16 protein-coding genes and 4 pseudogenes are annotated in these 23,382 nt (G+C 69.7%); 4 read left to right on the top strand and 16 right to left on the bottom strand.

The window, feature by feature from the left end; genetic code table 11:
• Positions 1-287: 287 nt before the first annotated feature.
• Together ACZ7OO_RS24345 and ACZ7OO_RS24350 are read left to right on the top strand one after the other, a co-directional pair.
• Positions 288-476, top strand: a complete 189-nt coding sequence (locus ACZ7OO_RS24345) for a hypothetical protein (protein WP_471507571.1) — start codon at positions 288-290, stop codon at positions 474-476.
• Between the two features lie 29 nt (positions 477-505).
• Positions 506-688, top strand: a pseudogene (locus ACZ7OO_RS24350) (DNA methyltransferase); the annotation flags it as partial.
• Between the two features lie 98 nt (positions 689-786).
• Here the strand turns inward: ACZ7OO_RS24350 and ACZ7OO_RS24355 are convergent.
• The gene (locus ACZ7OO_RS24355) at positions 787-1,311 is read right to left on the bottom strand and encodes a DUF5655 domain-containing protein (protein WP_471507573.1); all 525 of its coding nucleotides are present in this window, start codon (positions 1,309-1,311) and stop codon (positions 787-789) included.
• A gap of 89 nt (positions 1,312-1,400) precedes the next feature.
• Between ACZ7OO_RS24355 and ACZ7OO_RS24360 the strand changes: the two are divergent.
• Positions 1,401-2,105, top strand: a pseudogene (locus ACZ7OO_RS24360) (transposase); the annotation flags it as partial.
• A 1,087-nt stretch (positions 2,106-3,192) separates the two neighbouring features.
• On the opposite strand, the pseudogene ACZ7OO_RS24365 reads toward ACZ7OO_RS24360, so the two are convergent.
• The 9 genes and pseudogenes from ACZ7OO_RS24365 to ACZ7OO_RS24405 form a co-directional block, all read right to left on the bottom strand.
• Positions 3,193-3,674: pseudogene (locus ACZ7OO_RS24365) on the bottom strand (GNAT family N-acetyltransferase).
• 167 nt (positions 3,675-3,841) lie between these two features.
• Positions 3,842-4,780 carry a MerR family transcriptional regulator gene (locus ACZ7OO_RS24370; RefSeq protein ID WP_471507575.1) on the bottom strand — a complete coding sequence of 313 codons (939 nt, stop codon included), beginning with the start codon at positions 4,778-4,780 and terminating at the stop codon, positions 3,842-3,844.
• 4 nt (positions 4,781-4,784) lie between these two features.
• Positions 4,785-5,003, bottom strand: coding sequence for a hypothetical protein (locus ACZ7OO_RS24375; protein WP_471507577.1), 219 nt, complete (start codon positions 5,001-5,003; stop codon positions 4,785-4,787).
• 1 nt (position 5,004) lies between these two features.
• Positions 5,005-5,583, bottom strand: coding sequence for a hypothetical protein (locus ACZ7OO_RS24380; RefSeq protein WP_471507579.1), 579 nt, complete (start codon positions 5,581-5,583; stop codon positions 5,005-5,007).
• Between the two features lie 562 nt (positions 5,584-6,145).
• On the bottom strand, positions 6,146-7,213 hold the full coding sequence (locus tag ACZ7OO_RS24385) for a hypothetical protein (protein WP_471507581.1): 1,068 nt from the start codon (positions 7,211-7,213) through the stop codon (positions 6,146-6,148).
• 227 nt (positions 7,214-7,440) lie between these two features.
• Positions 7,441-9,780, bottom strand: a complete 2,340-nt coding sequence (locus ACZ7OO_RS24390; RefSeq protein WP_471507583.1) for a caspase, EACC1-associated type — start codon at positions 9,778-9,780, stop codon at positions 7,441-7,443.
• Entirely contained in the window at positions 9,764-10,159 is a 396-nt protein-coding gene (locus tag ACZ7OO_RS24395; protein ID WP_471507585.1) for an effector-associated constant component EACC1, read from the bottom strand. The genes ACZ7OO_RS24390 and ACZ7OO_RS24395 overlap by 17 nt, the downstream gene beginning before the upstream one ends.
• 323 nt (positions 10,160-10,482) lie before the next feature.
• Positions 10,483-10,833, bottom strand: coding sequence for a DUF488 domain-containing protein (locus tag ACZ7OO_RS24400; protein WP_471507872.1), 351 nt, complete (start codon positions 10,831-10,833; stop codon positions 10,483-10,485).
• 90 nt (positions 10,834-10,923) lie between these two features.
• On the bottom strand, positions 10,924-14,637 hold the full coding sequence (locus tag ACZ7OO_RS24405) for a S8 family peptidase (protein ID WP_471507587.1): 3,714 nt from the start codon (positions 14,635-14,637) through the stop codon (positions 10,924-10,926).
• A gap of 1,271 nt (positions 14,638-15,908) precedes the next feature.
• Here ACZ7OO_RS24405 and ACZ7OO_RS24410 point away from each other — a divergent pair.
• Positions 15,909-16,388 (top strand): annotated as a pseudogene (locus tag ACZ7OO_RS24410) (transposase family protein); the annotation flags it as partial.
• Between the two features lie 74 nt (positions 16,389-16,462).
• Here the strand turns inward: ACZ7OO_RS24410 and exaC are convergent.
• From exaC to ACZ7OO_RS24440, 6 genes are all read right to left on the bottom strand, one after another.
• The gene (exaC, locus tag ACZ7OO_RS24415; RefSeq protein ID WP_471507589.1) at positions 16,463-17,986 is read right to left on the bottom strand and encodes an acetaldehyde dehydrogenase ExaC; all 1,524 of its coding nucleotides are present in this window, start codon (positions 17,984-17,986) and stop codon (positions 16,463-16,465) included.
• Positions 17,987-18,080: 94 nt separating this feature from the next.
• Entirely contained in the window at positions 18,081-19,373 is a 1,293-nt protein-coding gene (locus tag ACZ7OO_RS24420; RefSeq protein ID WP_471507591.1) for a GAF domain-containing protein, read from the bottom strand.
• Between the two features lie 52 nt (positions 19,374-19,425).
• Positions 19,426-20,031, bottom strand: a complete 606-nt coding sequence (locus ACZ7OO_RS24425; RefSeq protein WP_471507593.1) for an N-acetylmuramoyl-L-alanine amidase — start codon at positions 20,029-20,031, stop codon at positions 19,426-19,428.
• Between the two features lie 48 nt (positions 20,032-20,079).
• On the bottom strand, positions 20,080-21,093 hold the full coding sequence (locus ACZ7OO_RS24430; protein ID WP_471507595.1) for an acetamidase/formamidase family protein: 1,014 nt from the start codon (positions 21,091-21,093) through the stop codon (positions 20,080-20,082).
• Positions 21,090-21,887 carry an amino acid permease gene (locus ACZ7OO_RS24435; RefSeq protein ID WP_471507597.1) on the bottom strand — a complete coding sequence of 266 codons (798 nt, stop codon included), beginning with the start codon at positions 21,885-21,887 and terminating at the stop codon, positions 21,090-21,092. Before ACZ7OO_RS24435 ends, ACZ7OO_RS24430 begins: the two co-directional genes overlap by 4 nt.
• 250 nt (positions 21,888-22,137) lie before the next feature.
• Positions 22,138-23,346 carry an ROK family protein gene (locus ACZ7OO_RS24440; protein WP_471507599.1) on the bottom strand — a complete coding sequence of 403 codons (1,209 nt, stop codon included), beginning with the start codon at positions 23,344-23,346 and terminating at the stop codon, positions 22,138-22,140.
• Positions 23,347-23,382 lie beyond the last annotated feature (36 nt).

Raw genomic sequence — 23,382 nt, forward strand, 5'->3', positions numbered from 1 at the left:
GAAAAATCCGGATGAAGGGTCATCAAGTCCGCCCGGACGAGCGGTCGAACGGGGCGACCGGTGTCGCCGCCTCGAAGCGCCGACGCCCATCTGACATGCCAGCCAGGCCAGTTGTGACAACGGGACTCACCGACGGCCGTAGCCGTCCTGACGGCCGCGACCCTCGCCCGCGGGATCGCGTCCCGTGAAGCGTTCTGGTCGGCCGTGTGGCCCTACGTCGCCGGGGGTTGTGGTCCTCGGCGGTGTGGGAGTGGTGGGCTTAGGGTGGCGCACTGATCGGAGGGTGCGTGTGGGTAGAACAGCCCCTTGCCGACGCGCACCCGCTCGAACTGGAAGATATTGGGCTTCACCAGCTGGGCGACCAGCAGATCCGCCAGCTGCGCGTTGACCTGCTCGAAGGCTCCCGCGATAGCGCGCGCGATCCCGTGCACCTGCGTGGAGAGGAGGCAGAGCGACGGCATCAGGGTCTGGAGTAGGTCCCCGCCGCGCAGGCCGCAGCCACTCCCCCGAAGGCGGCACCGTCCTCGACCCGGTCACCGGCAGCGGCTCCACGGGCGTCGCCGCCCTGCGCGAGGGCCGTAAGTTCGTGGGGGTCGAGCTGTCGTCGCACTACGCCGACGTCGCCGAATGGCGGCTCCAGGCGGAGCTCACCCAGGACGACTTCGTCCTGGCCGGACCGGAGGAGTGATCATGAGAACAAGAGAGCCCAGGGCCTATGGACGGCGGACCACCAAAGGGCGGCTGGCGCATCGAGTAACCGACGCGCCAGTCGCCCTTTCGTTTGCGTCAGGCCGCCTCGAACGCTCGCCGCATCAGCGGTGCCGCTTTCTCCAGGTCAGCTGCCGAGGCGAGGCGTACCTCCAGGTCGCCGGTCCCGAGATGCCCGATGCCGCGCATGTCCCGGGTGAAGCCCTCCTCCAGCATGACAGTGTCCGGGGCGAGTCTGAGGTAGACCAGGATCGCCTCGTGCTTCGGGCGGAAGATCACCGATGCCACGTTCACCAGCCGCCTGTAGGCGATGTAGTGCCGAAGGGGCGCCACCTCGACCTCGCCCCACGCCGTGAGAGCGTCGTCCAGCTCCGCGTACAAGTCCCGCAGGCTGTCCGGGACGAGGCTGGGGCCCGCCGACGCGGGAACCACCGGAGCGGTCGGCACGCTGGCGGCCGCCGCGTCCCGCTCCCAGTGCCGCCGAGACGAAGCGGCGTTAGGCGAACCGGGTGAGGAGTCCACGAGCAGCAGGCTCAGCAGGTCGCCCTCGAAAACGCAATAGCGCACCAAGTCGATCCGCTCGGGCAGCCGTTGCACGGCCACGCGGTCGTGATGGGAGAAACTGGCCGCGATACAAACCATCCGCGGACGACGCCACTCGAGGGACTCGGCGGCCTCCGCTCCCAACACCTTCCGGAGGCGCGAATGCCTTCCTCGCCCACATCCGAGCACTCCGTGAGCGGGGTATCCACACCTCCTTCTCCGTCGGACATCCCGTCACCGATCCGATCCGCCGCGCGATCCGAGCCGTGCCCGACCATCTGTGGCACCCCGCGCTGGAGCAGGACGGCACCCTGCGGACTGGCGCTGAAGTGGCAGAACTGACCGGCATGGTGGACCTGACGGACCACCCGGACGGCACCCGGATCATCGTCCGGCGCGAGCGCCCTCACCCCGGCGCCCAGTTGTCCTTGTTCGATGTCGACGAGGGCATGCGCCACCAGGTCTTCCTCACCGACACTCCTTATGGCGAAGGCTCCCTGCAGCAGCTTGAGGTCCGCCACCGCGCACACGCCCGCGTCGAGGACCGCATCCGCTGCGGCAAGACCACCGGCTTCGGCCGCTTCCCCTCCCGCCACTTCGCGCTCAACGCCGCCTGGCTGGAACTGTCCCTGACCGCCGTCGACCTGCTCGCCTGGGCCCAGGCCCTGTTGCTGGACGGCGAGTTGGTCTCCGCCGAGCCGAAGAAGCTCCGCTACCGGCTGCTGCACGCCGCCGCCCGCATCACCCGCGGAGGCCGCCGCCTCCACCTGCGGATTGCCGCCACCTGGCCCTGGCGACATGAACTGGCGAACGCATTCGCCCGCCTTGCGGCCCTGCCGAGGCCGGCCACCTGACCAACGGCGCTGCCTCTGCCCACCCACGACCCGAGGAACCCGGAGCACCCGACTCGAGCGCCGGGCCCCAGCCATGCCCACCCGCCGACAGCAACGGCCCCTCCACAGTCAACCCAGCACAGCCGACCCAACTGAAACGAGGAGGCTAGAAGAAGCCAAGTTTCTGAGGGCTGTAAGAACAAAGAATGTTCTTCGTCTGCTGGTGGTACCGCGACAACACGCCTCTGACCTGTACAGACGGCACCACTCTCGGCTTTGGTGGGGTCGTCGGCCCGGGAGTGGTCCGGATCTTGGAAAATGCGCTTCCCCGAAACGGGGGCCGCCTGCGGCACACAGGGATCGGATGCGTGATGCGAGCTGGCCGGCTGTCTCCGATCGCGGTCTGATGTGTTGTGGGCATCGGCCATACGTCCGGCAGCGCGGAAACCGAGTTGTACGGCGACAGTCCGCGCGGTATGACGGCGCGCGGGCGTGGTCGATGCGCCACGGACGGCCATGGTCCTACCTGGCACACGTAGGCAGAACCGTCTCAGGTCGTCCAGCCAGTCCGATGCGGACGCGTATGTCCAGTTCGGGACCGTTGGGTGGGAGGGAGTCTATGAGGTTGGTGACTCGCCGGTGACACGAAGAGGCCCCGCCGGTGATCCGGCGGGGCCTCTTCGTATGACTGGGCAAGAGGGGCTGCAGCATCCCTCGTGGGATCCGTTGTACTCGGACTCGCCGCTGTCGAGTACCCGAAACAGAGACGTGGTGACGACCCGCGTGCTGCGGCCGATGCGGAGCACACGGCACGGGAACTTCCCCTGGCGAACCAGGACGTGGCCCTTTGCTCGCGAGACTCCAAACGCCTTGGGCGCTTCCTCCACGCTCCCGGTCACGCCGCAGGTGGCACTGGGTTGACGCGGCGAAGGCCGTGTCCGACTTCCCTGGTGTCTCGGTCAGGGGCCGTTCCCAGATGTCGCGCCCTCCTCGTCGGCAGTCCCGACTGTCTCGGTTGTCCGACGTCAACGTCTCGGCCTGGAGTGCGTCCCCCGGAGTGACGTGGGGGCACCGTGATCAGCAGTGCGAGGGTCGGTACCCGACTGGGTCAGCGGTCGCGCGTCCGTACATGCAGGTGACCGGCAAGGGGGTAGGTGGGCGGTGCTGAGGGCAGGACCGTGGTTAGTGCGTACCGACTCTTCTGCGCGACGCGGCATGATGCTGTGTTGTCCACTTGATGCAGGAGTTCAAGGCGCGTTAGTCCGTTGCCGGGGAAGGCGGTAAAAGCCCAGTCCGTCAGTGCCTGTAGTGCTCGGGGTGCCACTCCCCGGCCGCGCGCATGTGCTGCGGTCCAGTAGCCGACCTCGGCGGACGAAGTGCCCGGTATGACGTTTTTGAGGACCACGTGCCCCGTCAACCTGCCGCCGGTGCCTGCCGTCTGGGATTCGACGACGGCGAATCCGAAGCGGTCTCCCGTATCCCATCCCATCCCCGTTGTTGTTCGTGAATCCAATGAGCCGCGCTCGCCTCGTCGTTCACAGTTGAGCTCGTCCACCGGCGCAGGGCGTCATCCCGATACAGTTCAACCAGGTCGGCAGCGTCCGCCGGGCCTCAGGGACGCAGTATGAGAGCAGGGGCCGACGGTGTGGCGTCTGCCTCGAGCAGTGCAATGACCTTCTCCATTGGCCGAGAATATGTGGCCGCAGCAGCTTTCAGCGCCGCGTGTAACTGTGGGGCGGGGCTGTGTGGTTGTGGCGTCATTGGGCTGCCCGTATCCGCAGAGCTGTGACGGACCAGTCGATCACCGGGGTGAGGCGTTCCGGTGTCGGCCAGTCGTTGATCAGCGCGAGCAGCCGGAGGTACTGGTCCCTGCGCGGATCGCTCGCGGCTTTCAGGCGGTGTAGCAGCCACCGGTGCAGCTCGGCGTCATCGGGGCGGCCGTGGGTGAGCGCGCAGTGGGCGGTGAGCGCCGCGACGACAGGATCGGCCTGGGGCGAGTCGGGGCTGATGCCGCGCGCCACGGCTGGCCCAACGAGATCTCGGACATTGGCGATCATGTCTGGGCGAGGTGGCGTGGGGGCGTCGTCAGGCAAAGCGGCCGCGTGGCCTTCGGCCAGGCGCCGTAGACTGGCGCGGAAATCCGGGTCCAGGGACAGTTCAGCCAGCTCCACCCATGCTCCGATCTGTTCGTCTGTGGGGCTGTCGGGGAGCTCGGGCGTCATGGAATGCCGAGCTGCGGCGTGGTAAGAGCCGCGGTGGAGGCCTTCGAAGACGCTGTTGAGGAAGTCGTCGATCAGGCGTCGGCGTTCGGCTTCGGACAGCGTGGCCAGCTGGTGCATGAGTTCCATCTCCTCGGGGGTGGGTTCGCGTTTGGCGGCGGCTGTCAGAACCACCCGTCGCAGACGCAGGATGCTGATCTGCGCGTCAAGTGCGGCAGCGTGTTCCGCGGCGACTTCGCTGAGTGTGAGTTCCTGGTCCACGACCTGCCGGATCATGACGAGGCCGAGTCCCAGTTCTCGCAGTGTTCGCACGAGGGCAAGGCGAGCGACGGTGTCCGGGGCGTAGAGCCGGTAGCCGGCGTGGGTGCGGCCGGCAGGCTCGACGATGCCCCGATCGGAGTAGAACCGGATGGTCTTGACCGTTAGCCCGGTGCGCTGGGCCAGTTCGCCGATCGAGTAGAGGGTGCCGCCGTCCATGAGCTCACCTTCCTGTCTCCCCCTGCAGGAGACTCAAGTCTGCGCTCCCCGTCTCCACCCCTGCCGCGGTTCCGAGACGGGCGCCGGAGACGTTCGGCTGAACGTCTCCACGCGAGCGTCTGACGTCGCAGGCGCCGCCGGGCGGGATCTGCCCGGCCAGCAGCCGGTCGATGGCCGCGCGGCGCCGCTCGATCTGGTCGCGCTGCTGGTGGCTCAGTGCCATGTCATCCGGTCTTTCCGGCTGCCGTGTCGATCTCTTCGAGAGCCCGCATGGACCGCTCGTGCTCGGCCCGCAGCTGGTCCTTCTCAGCGGGCGGGATCGAAGGGCTGGCCAGCAGGACGACGCCGGTGTCGGCTGTGGTCTGCCCAACGGAACGGTGAACGATGTGGTGGGTGGCCTGCGGGCAGCGGGAGCTGTCACATAGCCCGGTCAGCGGAGCTGCGGCGGACCTGGTGCCGGCGAGCTTGAGACACAGGGCCTTGGCCGGGTCCTCGAACCAGCAGTAGTTCGCCGCGGACAGGTGCAGGACCGACGCCTTCTTCTTCAGCAGCAGCTCGATCTGCCGGTCGGTGACCACCTTCGCCGGGCCCGGCTCGTGGTCGGCCAGTTCCATCTCGACGGCGCGGAAGGAGGCCAGCAGCGCGTCGGCTCCCGGGCCGGCGGGCATCTGGCCGTGTTCGAACTGCCGGTATGCCTCGACGGTCCGCTTGAGTTTCTCCTTCGCCTCCTCCTTCTTCCACTCGTGATGGAAGACAGCTTGGGCGCCGCCCGGCCGGCCGGCGTATCCCTCGCTGGTGGCCACCTGCAGGTGCTTGAAGTGGACCTTGGTGGCCAGCGGCCACCAGGGCGGGCAGCCATCTCGACAGACAGCGTCCGCCGCAGGCGACGGGGGTGCACCGGCTCGTCGGGGATCGGCTCCAGGCCCATGCGGCGCCCGGCGGGCGAGGCGACCGCACATCCGATCAACGGGAGTTGAGGAATGTGAGACACGCCAAGAAAGCAGCGACAAACGGTGTACAGAACCTTCTCGAGGCGCAGCTGGAGATGATGCTGGGCGTTACGTCCCTGGCGAGCGGGAACGTCATCGGTTGCGTCGACGGCGGTCGACGCCGCGCTGGTCGGCCTCGGCGAAGGTGTCACCCGATTCCAGCGCAAGCAGTGCGGCCTACCAGCGGATGCGGAACTTCGCCTGGCGATTTGTGCCGAGGGTCGATAGTTGTCACCGGATCAGATGGATGACGTAGTGAATGGGATTGCTCAAAGCAGTCTGGTTGATACCAGCGAGGCAAGCGGCTTTTCACACAACCTGGCCTGGGAGCACTTCTGTCACCGGCTACGGGAGGGTGTGTGACAGGCCCGACAGTTCATTGGATCAGGTCGGTGTGTGGATGATCGGGAGAGATCGGGCAAACGTAGAGCTGCATATTGTCCGTGCTGCCTACTTCGACCTTCGTCGGCTGCGACGGGTTCTGCCCAGCGCGATGACCGGCAGCGTAGGCGGCGGCTCGGTCTTCGTACGGCGCCCAGCCGCGTCGCGAACCACCGTCCCATTCGAAGGAGGCAATGGTCAGCAGCGGGATCATCTGAGCGTCGCAGACAGTGCAGTATCGGCGGTACGGGTCGGTGCGGCCCCATGGCGGCCAGCCCCCGACCTTCCAGCCCGGAGCGTCAGCCAGATGGCCATCATAAAACTCCGCCGGATAGTCCGCGTACGAGCTGTCCACGCCCACGCCGGCTGCCTGCCATCTGCTCCAGTCCCCCACCGTCAGCCGCATCTCCGGGCTCAAATCGAGGCTGTTGGGGTACTCGATGATTTCTTCTGGTGCCAGCAGACACGGCTCCGGCACATAGCCCGGGTGGTTCGCCTCATACGGTTCCGGTGGTGTGGCGAGGACATCGACGACCGTGGCGGCGGACCGCCAGAACAGCGCAGTCGCGGGCTTGTAATCCGGATCGTGGTCGTAGGGACACCAGAGGACTTGGAGCAGATCCGCCTGTCCGGGCGGCCGCAACAGGGGTATGTCGCGCAAATACAGCTGGGCCACGGGCAACATGGGGACCGGGCACTCCGCGGGCCAGGGAGGGCCGGCGCCGAGTCGCTTCGCGAGCCTCGCAGCATTCTGTTCCTTGGTGGCCTCCTCCTCGGGCGTGAACGCGGGACCATGGGGATCACGGTGTCGCCGGGCCAGCCTGCGCCTCTCCAGCCGTACATCTGCCGGCGACCGGCGGAACCGACTGTCCAGGTGGGCGCCACAGTGTGGCCACGGCTCCTCAGCTGGCCACAGCAACGGCCCCCCGACCGAGCTCTCCCCTGTCGAAGGCGACCCGGGACGAGGATGCAGCCGAATCGCAGGACGCGCCAACGGAGCCAGCTCAGGAAAGACCGCGGTCACCTCGACAGGCCGCGGCGGAGTCGTACGTACGAAAACCATGCCGGTGATCCTGCCACCGGCCACCGACAGTCACCTGCCACCTCAACCGGCGTCAGCGCTCAACTGGCTGTAACGACCAACCCAGCCACGGTGACAACAATCTGCCTATGTGGCAACTACCGTGCCTCGGCTCGCGATTGCCCGCTGCGGCAGACCACGCTCCTCGTCTACCTCAAGGTGAATCAGAAGGAGGTCGGCCTCGTTGCGGCGGCGGCCTCGCGGGCAGCTCACTGCGGGCCAGTGAGGCGGTGGGCGTCCTGCTGGGCGCCGGCGTGGGTCTCCTCCCAGCGGCGCACTGTCGTACGGCCCGCCTGCAGGCCGAACCAGACGCATCCGGCGGCGAAGAGCAGTGCGAGCAGCCCGATGAGGATGTCCCCGAAGGATGGCCTGGAGCTGTTCTGGCCCACGTAGTTCAGGAATGCGCTCAGGCCGCGGTCTCGGAGGAGATCGGAGTCGGCCTTGATGCTGCCCGAGCGGGATGAGGAGTCACCGCCGATCAGGCCGTAGACCAGCAGGAGAGCTGCGGCCGCGAGGGCTGTGCGCGTCGGTGGCAGCCAGGTTGATGGCGTGCGCAGCCGCGGCCGGAAGGCGCCGCCGAGCCGCACGGCGCAGGGAACCACCCGGTACAGGGCCGCGGCGCTGAAGATGCAGGCCAGATAGGACAGGACCTGTGCGGCCTCGAAGTCGTAACTGGTGAACCACCAGCTGAGCCAGGTGGCCACGATCGGGGTGAGGGCCCACAGGGCCCCGAGTACGAACGCGCGCAGTACGGCCAGGGCGCGGATGGCCGGACGCAGCCGGGCGGTCTCGGCAATCTGCCAATCCGTCTCGCGCTGCCGCAGCTGTTCCAGCTCCTGCTGCACCCTGAGCTGCCGCTCGCCTTCCTCCTGCGCGGCGCGCCGAAGCCGCTCCTGCCGCCGCCGTTCCTCTTCCTGCCGCCGCTGTTCCGCCTCCCGTTCCTGCCGGAGCCGCCGCTCGCGCTCCCTGGCCGCGGCGAGCGCCTGCTGCCGGGCCTGCTCGGACCACTCGGCCTCGGCCAGCCGGCCCAGCAGGGTGTCCCGTCCCCCTGCGGCGCGGAGCAGGCTGTCGTACCACCTTTTGGCCGGATCCGGCGGCTGTGCCCCGGCCGGCAGCCGGGGCCGGATCTTCGCCAGCGCCTCCGGCGGGAGAAGGGCGGCCAGCAGTGCCCCCGGCCCGACGTCCGCGGCCCAGTCCCGCACTTCGGGCGGCCACAGCGCCGTATCGGTGTCCCGCCACGCCTTCAGGGCTTTGTGCCACGTCCGCCGCACGCCCCGCAGCCGGTCGAGCGTGGAGAACTCGGCCAGGGTGTCGAGCAGCCACTCGTGCGGCCCGACCAGCTCGTTGAGCAGCTCGGTGTCGCGCTTGCCCCCGCCGGCGTAACGGCGCAGGCAGATGCGGGCCAGCGAGCCGTAGGTGATCGGCCGGCCGCGGTAGACGACCGGGCCGTCCGGGTCGAGCCAGTGCAGCAGGCGCAGCAGCTTGTGGTCGTGAGGGAGGCGGGGGTCGGTCAGATAGGTGTCGATGAGGACGACGCGGCCCTCGACGTCGTCGCTCCGGTGGTCGTTGAACTGCCTCAGCCAGGAGCGGAGTTCGGCCCAGCCTTCCGACGGGAACGACTCGGTGCCCATGCGCCGGAAGAAACGGTCGGCGGCGGTCGCCCAGTGCTTGCGGATCGTCGCCGCCAGGTCCTTCTTGGTGGCGTGCTCGGTGCCGGCGAACACGAGGGCGCGGGACACGAAGGCGTGCGCGACCGAGGGCCGGGGCGGGGGCGCGACCGGGGCGGCCGACGGTGGCGGGGCGTCGGCGGCGGGCGCGGCGGGGTTGCGGGTGAGGGCAATGTGCTGGGTGTTGCCGCGGAACTGCTGTTCCGGGAGGGGTAGTTCCCGTCGGCGGGCGTTGCGGCGCAGTTCCTCGCCGAGGGCGCCGAGGGTGAGGAGTGGTCCGGCGTCGGGCATGCCGGTGCGTAGCAGGTGGAGCAGTTCGCCGGTGAACGCGGTGTACGTCTCTCCCGGCAGGGCCAGGGCCTGTTCGTTCGCGGTGGTGGCGGTCAGCAGGCAGCTGCCCTCGATGTCGAACTCCTGCGCGAGGCCGGCGGTGCCGCCGCTCATGCCCGGGATGGCGCGCCCGCTGAAGCAGCTGTCGACGATCACGATCTTGTTGGTCGCCCGGGACGCGTTCACGTTCTCGCGCAGCAGGTCGTAGTCGAAGCCGCTGACCGCCACGTTGGCGTACTGCGTGTGGGGCAGGGCCAGGTACAGGCCGCCGCGCAGCTTGCGCAGGCCGTGCCCCGCGAAGTAGATCAGCAGGGTGTCCGTGGCCTCGGCGGCGTGGTGCCGCAGGGCGTCGTAGACGGGGATCGCGCCGGGCGGGTCGAGCATGACCGTGCAGCGCTCGTCGGTGAAGGCGCCCAGTGGTGAGGTCAGGGCTGCGCGCAGATCCGTCAGGTTGTTGCCGACGGACGGCAGGTCGGCCAACTCGTCGGCCTCGTAGGCGGCGGTGCCGAACAGGAACGCGCGGGAACGCTCCGGGTCAGGCAGCCGGGTCATCGCCGTCGCGGAGGTGCTCGTCGCCGTGGAGGTGCGTGGAGAGGACCTCGGTCAGGCGCGCCAGCTCCGCGGGATCCTGGTGCTTGAGCTCGAACTGCCTGCCGTCGGGCAGGGTGAGGGTGACGCTCCCGGTGGGCGCGGTGGCCTGGGTCGCGCGGTAGGACACCCATGCGCCCAGCGAGGACAGCAGGGTGCCGACGAAGGAGAGCCCCAGCTCCGATAGCTGGATGGCGATCTCCATCCCGGACCCCATGGTGCCGGCCGGCGCGGACGGGCTCTCCCACTGCAGACGCCCGCGTAGCTCACGCTCCGCGCCCAGCCACTCCCACAGGTCTTCCAGGGCCTCGTCGTCCCCCGCAACGTCGATCCGTACTGACATGTGGCCCCCCCAGCGCGTGTGTTCAGGATATGCGGTGGTCATTCCAGTAAACGGGTGATGGAGTGTCAAGGTAACTGTGTTGCCGGGAAGGGGCGTTGTTGCGGACCGGCGGGCCTCAACCGTCCAGATCCACTCGTACGGTCAGCGGATCGGCCACGAACAGTGCGGCGAGTCAGGCCAGGGCTTGGCCACGGAAGTCGCTGAGCTCAGGCACGTGTGCCGCAGGTCGTACATCCGTTTGCCGAGCGGTGAAGCAACGTCCTCGGGCGAAGAACCTGCTGTCGCGCAGTCCGCCAGGCCCGCCGGATGACGGAGCAACGGATCTAGCGGCTCGCTGTGCCGGCGGCGCCGAGCCACTGGGCGAGCACGGCGGCCTCACTGTGGCCGAGGTCCTTGGTGGCGGTGAGCAAGGTGACCTTGTCGTGGGCGGCGAGATCACGCAGGTGCTGCACGGCTGGCCGGTGATCGGCGTCCTCCAGTTCGCCGATGTAGCGAACCCGGAACTCCGCGAAGCGCTCCTGGTCGTGGTGGTGCCAGTGGCGCAGGTCCGCCGACGGCGCCACGTCGCGGAGCCATTCGTCCAGGTGGGCCCGTTGTTCTTTGCTCATCCCGCGGGGCCACAGGCGGTCCACGAGCAGTCGCTTGCCGTTCCGCGACGAGGTTCCCTCATAGATCCTCTGACACCTGGGAAAGCCGCGTGGGCGGGGCCGCCGGCTGCGGTCCCACCCACGCGGTGCTGTTTGGTGACCTCCCGGGGTGTGACGTCAGCGCAGGCCGAAGGCCCGGGTGATCGTCTGCGAGACCGTGTTGCCCGCGCTGTCCCGGGCGCCGACCCGGAGGGTGACGAAGTCGGCGGACCGCGGCGCGCGCAGGTTCGTCCGCCATCCGTCGTCGCACCGGCTCAGGTCGGTCCGCTGCCAGGTCGCACCGTCGTCGTACGACACCTCGACGGTCGGCTTCCCGATGGCGGCGGTGCTGCCCGGCAGGTGCGAGGCGGTCACCGTCAGGCCGGCGTGCCGGTCGGCACGGCCGGACTTGTCGGTGTCCACGCCGTAGTCGAGCTGGATGAGCGGCAGGGGCACCGCCGCATCGCTGCCGGTGACCGCGGAGGTGAAGTCCCACTCGGTCAGCGTGTGCGTCGAGTACGGGTTTGCCCAGGTGCCGCGGTCGTTGTCGAGGACCAGCCGGTAGGGCAGGCGCTCGGCGCCGAGGCCGGGAACCTGCAGGTACTCGGCGTTGCCCCAGTCGAGCTGCTGGTCGCCCTGGTAGAGCGACATCCAGTCCTTGACGTCGAAGTTCGCGCCGGCCTCGCCGACGTGGCCGGACCCCGAGTCACCCCAGCCGGGGGCGGTGATGTACATCGTGTCGAGGTAGCGCACCGGCTGGTAGTTGATCGGGCCCATGCGGGGCCGCTGGATCGGGCCGAACCAGCTGACCTTGCCGGTCTTGCGCGCCGGGTAGTTCAGCGGGTCGATCGAGTGCTGCCCGGTCTCGCCCTGGATGAAGGCGTCGTCAAGCCACGTGGTGCCGGCGGTGACCCAGTCGGTGCGCTCGCCCTGGGCGGGCGCGGTGAGCTGGTTGCCGACGGCCCAGCCGCGCCAGACGTCCGGACGGAACTCCATCGCCTTGCCCTGCCGGTAGTTCCGGAAGGAGACGTTCACCCGGCCGAGGTCCTTGGACTCCTCACGCCAGGTCGGGTCCGCCGGAACGGCGCCCGTCCAGTGGTGCACGACGTCGTAGACGTAGTCGGTCGTGGGGTGTGAGGTGACCTTCAGCGAGACCGCGCCGTGCCGGAGTTGGCCGAGCAGGTCGGCGCCCTGGTCGGCGTTGAGCGTCGCCACCGTCACCGGGGCCGGGCTCTCCGGGCTCCAGGGGTTCTCGTCCCAGGGCTGCAGGCGGCCGACGCCGTCGTTGACGACCAGCAGCAGCCGGGCGCCGGCGGCCGCGGCGGCCTCCGCCTGGGCCTTGATCCCTTCCGTGCCGGCGCCGCGCACCACGACGGCCTTGCCGCGCACGTTCTGCCGCGCGAGCTCCTCGGCCGTGCCGTCACCGGCGAAGACCGCCGTCAGGTTCCGGGTACCGGCGGGCAGCGGCGTGGCCGCGCGCTTGACCAGCGGGTCGTTGAAGGTCGTCGACTTCGTGCTCACGGTCAGCGCGGGCTGCTCGAGGCGGAAGCGGGCGCCGGTCTCGAACTCGCCGTCGGTGACCTTCTTGCCGGTCGGGAGCGCCCAGATGCTGTCGTACGACGGGTCCGGCAGCATCGACGTCTCCACCAGGCTGTCGGTGAAGGACCGGTGGGCGTCCAGGCGCGGCGCGACGGCGGTCGTCTGCTGCGGCACGCGCGCCAGGATCCGGCGTGCCTTGCGGCCGTCCAGGGTGACGGTGCGGTCCTGGTCCAGCTTCACGTCGTTGAAGGCGAGCAGCACCATGCCGCGCGAGTGCGGGCCTTCGGCGCCCTGCACGTCACCGGTGAGCCAGCCGCTGTAGCTGCCGACGGGCAGCCGCGCCGTGCCGGTACCGGACGCGTCGAGGTCCATCACCGTGAAGAGGTGTTCGGCGGCCAGGACGACCCGGCCCTCCAGCGGCTTGCCCGAACGGTCCTTGGCGACCACGGTCAGCTTCTGCCGCTGGCCCTCGCGGGCCGCGCCGATCAGGGTCCGGGCGCGGACCGCTCCGCTGCCGTCCGCACCGGTGATCATGGCGCTGACCGACTGGTCGCCGCCCAGCTTGTCCAGATCCGCCGTCAGGGTGACCGTGGCGGTGCCGTGGGCGGGCACGGTGACGTGGTCGGCGGAGAGGCTGAACAACCCTGCCGGGACGGTGCCGTTGACCGCCAGGTTGAGGTTGGCCGGTGCGTCGCCGACGTTGGTGTACGTCACCGTCTGGACGTCGGTCTGCCCCGGCTTCGGCGGCCACGTGTAGAAGCCGGAGTAGGCGCTCGTGGTGGCGAAGACCGTGGTGTGCACGGCCGCCAGCGCGTCGAGCCGGCCGGCGCCCGCCTGGTACGGGGTGTACGCCGGGGTTGCCTTGGCGCTGCTGACCAGCGCCTCCTTGAGCTGGGTGCCCGTCCAGCCGGGGTGCTCCGAGGCGAGGAGCGCGGCGGCACCGGCGACGTGCGGCGTCGCCATCGACGTGCCGCTCATCGTGGTGTAGTAGCCGGAGCCGCGCTTGTAGTGCGAGCGCGCCGCGACGATGTCGACGCCGGGTGCGGTGATCTCCGGCTTCAGCCCTCCGTCGCCGTCACGCGGGCCCTGGCTGGAGAAGTCGGCGAGCGTGTCGGTGGAGTCGACGGCGCCGACGGTCAGCGCGGAGTCTGCGGCACCGGGGCTGCTGATGGAGTGCGGGCCGCCGTTGCCCGCCGCGATCACGAACAACGCGCCCGTGTCGTGGCTGAGTTCGTCGACGGCCTGGCTCATCGGGTCGGTCTTGTCACCGCTGCCGCCCAGGCTCATGCTGATGATCCTGGCCTTCTGGTCGCGGGCGGCCCACTCCATGCCCGCGATGATCCAGGATTCCTGGCCGCTGCCCTCGGAGTTGAGCACCTTTCCGACGGCCAGCCGGGCGCCGGAGGCGACACCCCGCTCCTTGCCGTCGGAGGCACTGCCCGTGCCGACGATGGTCGAGGCGACGTGCGTGCCGTGGCCGTTGTAGTCGGCGATGTCGTCCTCGCCGGGGACGAAGCTGGCGCTGTCGGACACCTGCCCGACCAGGTCCGGGTGTTCGGTATCCGCGCCGCTGTCGAGCATCGCGACCTTCACGCCCTGGCCGGTGTCGCCCTCCGCCCAGACCCTGTTCGCGCCGATCTGCGCGGTGGAGTCGGCCAGGTCGGCCTTCACCTTGCCGTCGAGCCACACCTTGGCGACGCCGCCCGCGAAGGACGGCTTCGCGGACCGGGCCGCCGCGCCGGAACCCCCGGTGAGCGAGGACCAGAACTCCGGTGCCTGCTTGTGGTTCTGCGCGAGGGCCGCGCCCTGGATGCTGTCCAGGCGGCGGACGTCGGTCGAGCCGGCCATCTTCGTCCGGGTGCGGGCCTTGGCGGCGGCTCCGGTGTAGCGCACGATCAGCGGCAGCCGGGAGCTGTGCGCGTCGTCGTAGCCCTCGGTGATCAGCCGCGTTACGTTGAAGAGCTGCTTGTCGAGTTCGCCGGCGCTCACGTACGGCAGGGCGGCGTCGGGGTAGACATAGGTGGCGCCGTCCACGACAGCGCGGTGGAAGCCGGTGGTGGCTCCGCTCGCGGCCTGGAAGGAGCGCACGACGGTGCCGTCGGCGGCGGTCCCGATGGTGACCTTGTCACCCGTGATCAGGGTGACGGTGTGCGTGCCGGCATCGCCGGGGGTTTGGTGTCCGGCGTCGTTGTGCGACACCTCACCGGCGGAGTACGCGGACACAGCGGCAGTCGCCGGCACGACGCCGAGTGTTAGCGCGGCCGCCACGGCGAGGGCGATCGGCCCGGGCCGGAGGATGGGAACCTTGGGCAAGGAAGACTCCTGAGACGCGGCGAAGAGCGAAAGATCACTGGATCCTCCGGTCTCCCCTGCCGTCGTTCAAGGGGTCGCACATGTCGCTCTTGTGCCATGGCACAGTTACGCCGAGAGCGGACCGGGTCGTCGGCCACCGCGCGTCCGGGGGGACGGCGGCGGACCGCCCCATGAATTCGGCGTAGCACGCCTCGATATCCGCGTCCAGCACCCAGCGGTAGCCGTGGGTGCCGTAGTAGTGGATCTCGGCGATCGCCGTGTGCTCGCCGCAGAGGCCTGAAACCGTAGGAGACCGGCTTGAAGTCGGCCTCCAAGATCGGCTCCAGCACCAGCTTGAGGGCCGCCTGGACCACCCGGTCGGTCACGGTGGGGATGCCGAGCCTGCGCACCTTCCCGCTCCCGCCGGGCTTGGGAAATGCACCCGTCTTCAGTAGGTGCCGCAGATCTTCCAGATAGCCCGGAACGCCGACCTCCTGCTCGACGTTGACAGCTGTCAGGCCGTCAACGCCAGGAGTTCGGGCTTCCCTGTTGCCCGCGACCCGCTCGAACGCCACCAGCAGCGTCGCCGGGTCGTGCACGAGGTTGAACAGATCGTCGAACCTGCGGCCGTCATCAGCCGCCGCCCAACGGTGAAGTTTGGCCTGCATCTCCGATACCCGCTGGCGGGGCCCGAGTTGGGCATCCAGTGGAGCGCCGCTGTTCAACGGCGCGTCTTTCGGCATTGCAGTCTCCTTCCCTTCTCGATACCGCTGCCGCCCTTCCCCATGTGCCGGGCTCTCCCCGGCTCGGTGTACTACGACGGCTCCGCCCCGTCCCGGCACGATCGGCCGACGGTGGGCCCAGCCCCCGGGCCGCACCGGCAGCACGGTCGGAGGCAGAACCGGGACGGTTCCCGTGTTCACTCGTTGTTCGATCGACGGAGGAGGAGCCCGGCTATGCCCCCGCGGCCTCGCCACAGCTACCCCGCAGCACTTCACCCCTGTGGCCTCCCGCGCGACCGAAATAGACCACGCCGGAAGTTCCCCGCCAGCCGAATATCCAGCAGGGACGCATCGCCCCCAGCCCGCATCCGCCAGGTTCGAGCTGGTGTGCCTTGAGGAGGCGTAAACGCCGGTTCCTCTCGTACTCCTTTCCGTCTCGCTCGCCGAACCCGCGCCATCTGGCAGTACTGACACGTCCTGGCTTTGTCGGGGCCGCTTCCCGCCCTCCCCGGCACCTCCCGGATCGGGCTGCCCCCAGCTTCAACCGCCCTGCTGCGACAGCGCGGCGGTGGTGGCCTTTCACCTCCACTCAAACAACAAGCGCCTCACGGCGCACACTCCGGAAAACACAAGAAGCACGGCATGAACGTCCAGGTCATCACAGACCCCTTCGGCCGACTGCTGTGGGCTTCCGCGGGCCCTGCCCGGCTCCACCCACGCCTGACCGCCGCGCGCGAATACGGCATCATCGACGCGCTCGCAACGGCAGGGCTGAAGTGCTGGGCGGACAAGGCGTACCAGGGGGCCGGCCGCCATGTCCGCGTACCTTTCCGGGGCCGTCGGCTCAAGCGCTGGAAGCGACGGCACAACAGCACCCACGCCAAAATCCGATGCCTCGGCGAACAGGCCATGGCCGTCCTGAAGGGCTGGCGCCTGCTACGCAAGCTCCGCCGCAGCACCAACCGGATCACCAATAGAAAGTCGACTTCTGGTCCGCGGCTGGACCGGGACGAAGTCACCTGGAGGTCATACGGTGGCGCAAGGCGTTGAATTGGTTGCTGAGCGTGTTTGTCGTATTGGGTTGCCTGGAGGGCAATAGTGCCTCCAGGCAACCCATTTGAGCTCTAGAAGAAGCCAAGTTTCTGAGGGCTGTAAGAACAAAGAATGTTCTTGGTCTGCTGGTAGTGCTCCAGCATCATCTTGTGGTTCTCGCGGCCGATCCCGGACTGCTTGTAGCCGCCGAAAGCAGCGTGCGCCGGGTACGCGTGGTAGCAGTTCGTCCACACCCGGCCCGCTTGGATCGCGCGGCCCGCGCGGTACGCGGTGTTGGTGTCTCGGGTCCAGACGCCCGCGCCGAGGCCGTACAGCGTGTCGTTGGCGAGCTTGATCGCGTCGTCGAAGTCGTCGAACGACGTCACCGACACCACCGGGCCGAAGATCTCCTCCTGGAAGATCCTCATACGGTTGTCACCCTCGAAGACGGTCGGCTGGACGTAGTAGCCGCCCTTCAACTCGCCGTCGTACTCGACGCGTTCGCCGCCCGTGAGAACCTTCGCGCCCTCCTGCCGGCCGATGTCCAGATAGGAGAGGATCTTCTCCAGTTGGTCGTTGGAGGCCTGTGCGCCGATCATCGTGTCGGTGTCGAGAGGGTGGCCTGGTTTGATCTGCTGGGTGCGGGCGACCGCCGCCGCCATGAAATCGGCGTAGTGGCCGCGCTGGACGAGGGCCCGGGACGGGCAGGTGCAGACCTCGCCCTGGTTGAGCGCGAACATCGTGAAGCCTTCGAGGGCCTTGTCGCGGAAGTCGTCGTCGTGGGCCCAGACGTCGTCGAAGAAGATGTTCGGGGACTTGCCGCCCAGTTCCAGGGTGACCGGCTTGATGTTCTCCGAGGCGTACTGCATGATCAGCCGCCCGGTGGTGGTCTCCCCGGTGAACGCCACCTTTGCCACCCGCGGGCTGGACGCCAGCGGCTTGCCAGCCTCCACACCGAAGCCGTTGACGATGTTCACCACGCCCGGCGGCAGCAGGTCCGCGATCAGACTCATCCAGTAGTGGATTGAGGCGGGGGTCTGTTCGGCCGGCTTGATGACGACGGCGTTGCCGGCGGCCAGGGCGGGCGCGAGTTTCCACGTTGCCATGAGGATCGGGAAGTTCCACGGGATGATCTGGGCCACGACCCCGAGCGGCTCATGGAAGTGGTACGCCACTGTGTCGTCGTCGATCTCGCCCAGCGAACCCTCCTGCGCGCGGATCGCCCCCGCGAAGTAGCGGAAGTGGTCGATGGCGAGCGGGATGTCCGCGGCCAGCGTCTCCCGCACCGGCTTGCCGTTCTCCCAGCTCTCGGCGACCGCGAGCGGTTCGAGGTAGGCCTCCATCCGGTCGGCGATCTTGAGAAGGATGTCGGAACGCTCCGTCACCGACGTACGGCCCCACCCCGGCGCTGCCGCGTGCGCCGCGTCCAGTGCCCGCTCCACGTCCTCGGCGGTGCCCCGCGCGACCTCGGTGAAGGGCTGTCCGTTCACCGGCGACGGATTCTCGAAGTACTGCCCCCGGGCCGGTGGCACGTACTCGCCGCCGATGAAGTGGTCGTAGCGCGCCTGATAGGAGACGATCGCACCCTCGGTGCCGGGTGCCGCGTAACGGGTCATGTGGCCTGCCTCCTCGCAGATGCGCTGCCCGCCGTTGGGCAGCTCCGGCGCGCAGGCTAGAGAAGCGGACGTTGCCCCCACGTTGCACCGCAGGTCAGCGCGCGGGCACGGCCAACTCGGACTCCAGCGCGGTCAACCGGCTCCGCACGACCGCCGTCGGCCGCACCGCCGCGAGGGCCCGCCACACCTCGATGTCGTCCTCGCCCCACGGAGCGTGCGCCCAGTCCGCGAGCAGATCGGGGTCACGGTGTGCGATCAGCGCGGCCCGCAGACCGTCCGTCAGCCGCTGCCTGAGCAGTACGACCGCGGGCGCCTGCGAAGCGGGCAGCAACGGACCCGGGTACGCGGTCATGGCCGCCGCCACCGCCCCCGCCTCCAACCGCCGCTCGACGACGGTCGCGTCGGACTCGACCGGAGCGGTCAGCCGGTACGGCCGGGAGGCGAACAGCCCCGGGCCCAGCAGCCGCCGCAGCCGGGTCAGTTCGGCCCGCAGTGTCACCGGTGTCACCGACTCGTTCTCGTAGAGCGCGCACAGCAGCTCGTCGCCGGTGAGCCCCTCCGGGTGGCGCGACAGCAGCACCAGCAGCTCGCTGTGCCGGCGGCCGAGCCTGATCCGGCGGCCGCCCAGGCGGAGTTCGGCCTCGTCACGGCCGAGCGCCGTCAGCGCGGGCGCCGCGTCGGCGGGCGTCGGCGGATCCAGCAGCGCCAGCTGCGACTCGGCGGCCCGCGCCACCGCCTGGACGAAGCCCAGGCTGTGCGGATGCGCCAGCCGGTCGCCACCGGTGATGTCGACGGCGCCCAGCACCCGTCCGGTGCGTGGATCGTGCACCGGCGCAGCCGCGCACGTCCACGGCTGCACCCGGCGGATGAAGTGCTCCGCCGCGAACACCTGCACGGGCCGGTCCACGGCCACCGCCGTACCCGGCGCGTTGGTGCCGACCGCGGTCTCCGACCAGCGCGCGCCCGGCACGAAGTTCATCCGGTCCGCCCGGCGCCGGGTCGCCGGATCCCCCTCCACCCACAGCAGTCTGCCGTCCGCGTCGCACACCGCCAGCAGATGCTCGCCGTCCGCCGCGAACGTGCCCATCAGCTCACGTACCAGCGGCATCACGCTGGCCAGCGGATGCTCCGCCCGATAGGCCCCGAGATCGCCGTCCGTCAGCTCCACCCGCGCCGCACCGTCCGGTCCCACCCCGGCCCGTGACGAACGCCGCCACGACTCGGCCACCACCGACCGCACCGGGCGCGGCACGGTACCCACCGTGGTGAACGTCTCATGCGCCCGGCGCAGCACCCGGACGCGCTCGGCAGGGTCGGCCCCCGGCTCCAGGGCCACCCACGGATCGGTCAACTCGGCCTCCCCGGACGGCGATGCGGCTGGGGACATCGTCACTCGGGGTGTCCGCGCCGACAACCGTTTCGACCGCTCTCACTTGCCCTCACTCCGAGGACAGGCCGACCAGTCTCATGTAGCGGACCCAGTCCCAGTGCGTGCCCGGATCGGTGTGGTCGGTCCCCGGCACCTCGACATGGCCGATGATGTGGGCGCGGTCCTTCGGGATGCCGTATCTGTCGCAGATCGACGCCGTCAGCCGCGCCGACTCCGCATACAGGGCGTCGGTGAAGTACTCCGGCTTGTCCACCCAACCCTCGTGCTCGATGCCGATGCTGCGTGTGTTGTAGTCCCAGTTCCCCGCGTGCCAGGCGACATCCGACTCCCGGACGCACTGCGCCACATGGCCGTCGGCCGAACGCACCAGATAGTGCGCGGAAACCCGCTTCTTCGGGTTCTGGAAGATGGACAGCGTGCCGGTGTAAGACTGCTGTGTGACATGGATGATCACCCGGTCGATGTCGTACTCGTCGGGACGCTGGGCCGACGTGCGGTTCTCACCGCTCGCCGCCTGCCACTCGGCCTTCGGATAGTCGACGACTCCGGTCTGCGCGCCGGCGCGGCTCTCGGGGAGCAGCGCGTACGGGAGGGCGGCGAGGGCCGCACCCTTCAGGAGCAGTCGCCTGCTGGGGAGCGGTCGTGCCCGGTCCATGGATGAGGTGCCTTTCGGAAGCGTGCCTGAAGCATGGGGGAGGCGTGGTCAGCGGCGCAGGGCCGAGGCCGACTCGCGCAGCCGCGCGTGCAGTCCGCGGTAAGTCTCGCGCGCGGGCAACCACTCCTTGCGGAGCTTGGCCACACACGTGTAGTTGGTGTCGCACACGTTGGCCAACGGCGATTCCACCGTCTGAGTGGCGTACTGGTAGGCGTCCATTTCGGCGAACCCATAGTCGCGCACCAGCCACTGCACCAGGTCGAGCTGCGATATCCGGAAGGCGTCCTCCAGGGGGCGCGCCGACCCCGTCGAGACGATGTGCGTGTCCGACTCCAGCCGGGGCCACGGCGTCGCGAGCCCCTTCAGGAGTTCGACGATCACCACGGTGTTCATCGCGCACTCGACGGCCACGCCGCAGGTCTCGCCCTCGCCCTGCCGGGCGTGCCCGTCGCCGAGACTGAGCAGCGCGCCCTCGACGTTCACCCCGAGATAACAGGTGACGCCTGCCCGCATCTCGGGCGTGTCCATGTTCCCGCCGTGTGCGTCCGGCACCAGGGCCGAGCGGACTTCCAGGTTGGCGGGGGCCACGCCGACCGTTCCGTGCATCGGGTCCAGCGGCAGCTCCAGCTCGATGTCGCCCTCGTGGGCCCGGAACAGGGCCGTGCGCCGGAGCCGGTCCAGCTGCCAGATCCAGACCTTCTCCGGGAGCGGCGGCTGCAGGGCGGCCGTGGAGTGCGTCGAGGTGAGCGCGCCGAACAGGGGGACCGTCGTCGACGCCGCCCAGTCCCGCGCCGGTTCGATCGACACGAAGTGCACGGCGACGGTGTCCCCCGGCTCCGCGCCCTCGATGTGGAAGGGCCCGGTCTGCGGGTTGAGGAAAGGGAATTCGCACACCTCGGACACCAGGTCCTTCTCGGACCGCACACGCCCGGCGAAGCAGTCCTCCGTGTAAAGGTCGAGCACCGTGCCGGGCGCGATCCGCGCCACCGGCGGCGCTCCGCCGAAGGTCCACGCGTACTCGCCCGGTTCGGGCCGGACGGTCAGGACGAGGGGGTCGGTCATCGCAGGAGGTCTCCGTTCCGCCGGTCGACGGCGCCGGCTCGGCCGTCGCCCTCTTCGAGATGGACACGCGCTGTCTCGGCCATGCGCTCGGGATGACGGCGTATCAACACCAGGAGCACCACCACTCCGGCCGTCATCCAGACGCCGACCACCGAACCGGCGTACGACACCGGGGCGATCAGCTTCGTCACGAAGTAGCCCTCCGCCGTGTGCGAGGTACCGAACACGGAAAGGGTGTTGTGGGAACCGGCCTTGCCGATCAGCCACCCGGCGAAGACAAGGAAGACCGCGATCTCGAAGACCCCGAGGACCGTCCCGAAACACGCCGAGGCTCGCACCCCCAGATTCCCGGTGACGGCTATGACGGCGGCACCGGCGAGCGACCACGGCCACCACAGATCCGCCGGCCACGAGGCCCACTCGTCATGCAGGGTGCCCGCCGCGGTGAATCCGAGCTGGAGCAGCAGCAACGGCGGTACCAGCGCCTCCACGAACACATAGCCCCAGCCGACCAGGAACCCAACGGCCGGGTGCAGTCCCCGTGCCGCATACGTGGCCACGGAGCCCGCCACCGGTAGTTCCCGAGCCAGCTCGGCCACACACGACGCGGTGAACAGGCAGGCCACCAGAGCGATCACCACCGCCAGCGGCAGACTGCCCCCGGCGAAGGCCGCCCCTGACGGAATGGACGCGGCGACAGCGGCGGCAGGCGCCATCGCCGTGATGCTCTGGAACAGAACCTCCCGCAACCCGACCGCGTCCCGTCGCAGCTCCGCGGTCACCTCTCCGGCCATACACACCCCCCGACGTGCGTGAACTCATCGGTCCCACGGACCGCCTCGCGTGAATCACGGTACGGCGCTTGCGGGTTGGGCAGAAGGGCGCCGAGTGATCCGTGGACGGGGCGGCGGTTGTGGAAAACCTTGCCACCCGAACGGGCGAGGCAAGAAGCGCGGGCTCCCGGCCGATCGCGGACAGCCGCTGGTCGGACGGGCCTGGGACCGGTGGGGAAGCCAGCCCTCGGACCGGTTGGTCAGTCGGCCGTCAGACCCGTTCCGCCACCGTCGCCGGATCGTCCAGTACGGCACGGACCACCGAGTGGGCGGCGCCCAGCAGGGGGCCCTGAGGGCCGAGCCGGGAGACGGTGACCGGGCAGGCCGGGCCGGTGGTGCGGTCCGCCAGTTCGGTCATCAGGGACGGGAGGAGCCACGGGGCGAGGCCGGCCAGGGCGCCGCCGAGGACCACCGACTCGGGGTCGAGGAGGTTGACGGCGCCGGTCAGCGCGATGCCCAGGGCCGTACCGGCGTCGTGCAGGGCGCGCCGTACCCCCTTGTGGTCCTCGCCCGCCTGCTGCGCGAGCAGGCCCACCGCGTCCTCGCGGGGTTCGAGACCGGCCGCGCGCAGCACCGCCTCCTCACCGGCGTACTGCTCCAGGCACCCGCGTCCGCCGCAGGCGCAGCGCGGCCCGTCGGGGTGGACCGGCACATGGCCGAGCTCGCCCGCGAAACCCCGCTTCCCGCGCAGCAGCTGGCCGTCCACGACGACCGCGGCGCCGATACCGATCTCCGCGGAGACATGCAGGAAATCCGGTGGGGTGGCGTCACCGAGCCACAGCTCCGCCAGGGCACCGAAGTTGGCCTCGTTGTCGACCGTCAGCGGGAGGTCCGCGGGCAGCAGCGCGCCGAGGTCGGTGTCGTGCCAGTCGAGGTTCGGAGCGTGGACGACCGTGTGCCCGTCACGGGCCACCAAACCGGGGACGGCGACCGCGAGACCGGCAGGCCACAGACCGTCCTGTTCCGCCTCGGCCACCACCCGCCGGACCAGCGCGGTCAGGTCCTCGAGCACCGGCCGTGGATCCCGGCCCCGGTTCGTGCCGTGCCGTACGGCGCGTGTGCGTATCTCGCCGCGCAGGTCCACCGCGCACACGGCGAGATGGTCGACACCGACCTCCGCGCCGATACCGGCCGGCCCGCGCCCGCTCACCGCGAGCGCGGAACCCGGCCGTCCGACGCGGCTGGGCCGCTCGGGACCCAGCTCCTCCAGGAGCCCCCAGCGGATCAGCTCGTCCACCAGGGTCGACACCGCCGCCCTGGTCAGACCGATGCGCGAGGCGACCGCGGCCCGCGACAGCGAACCCTCGTCACTGACCGCGTGCATCACGCGCGCGAGGTTGCGCCGGCGCATGCCCTGCTGGGTGTCCGGCAGGGCGCGGCCCGTCGCCGTAGGGCGGGCCTCGTGCAGCGGTGCGGTCATGCCTCCATCAATCCTCAGTCCCCTGGACAGTTCCCC

The organism is Streptomyces sp. NPDC111744, from assembly GCF_055634995.1.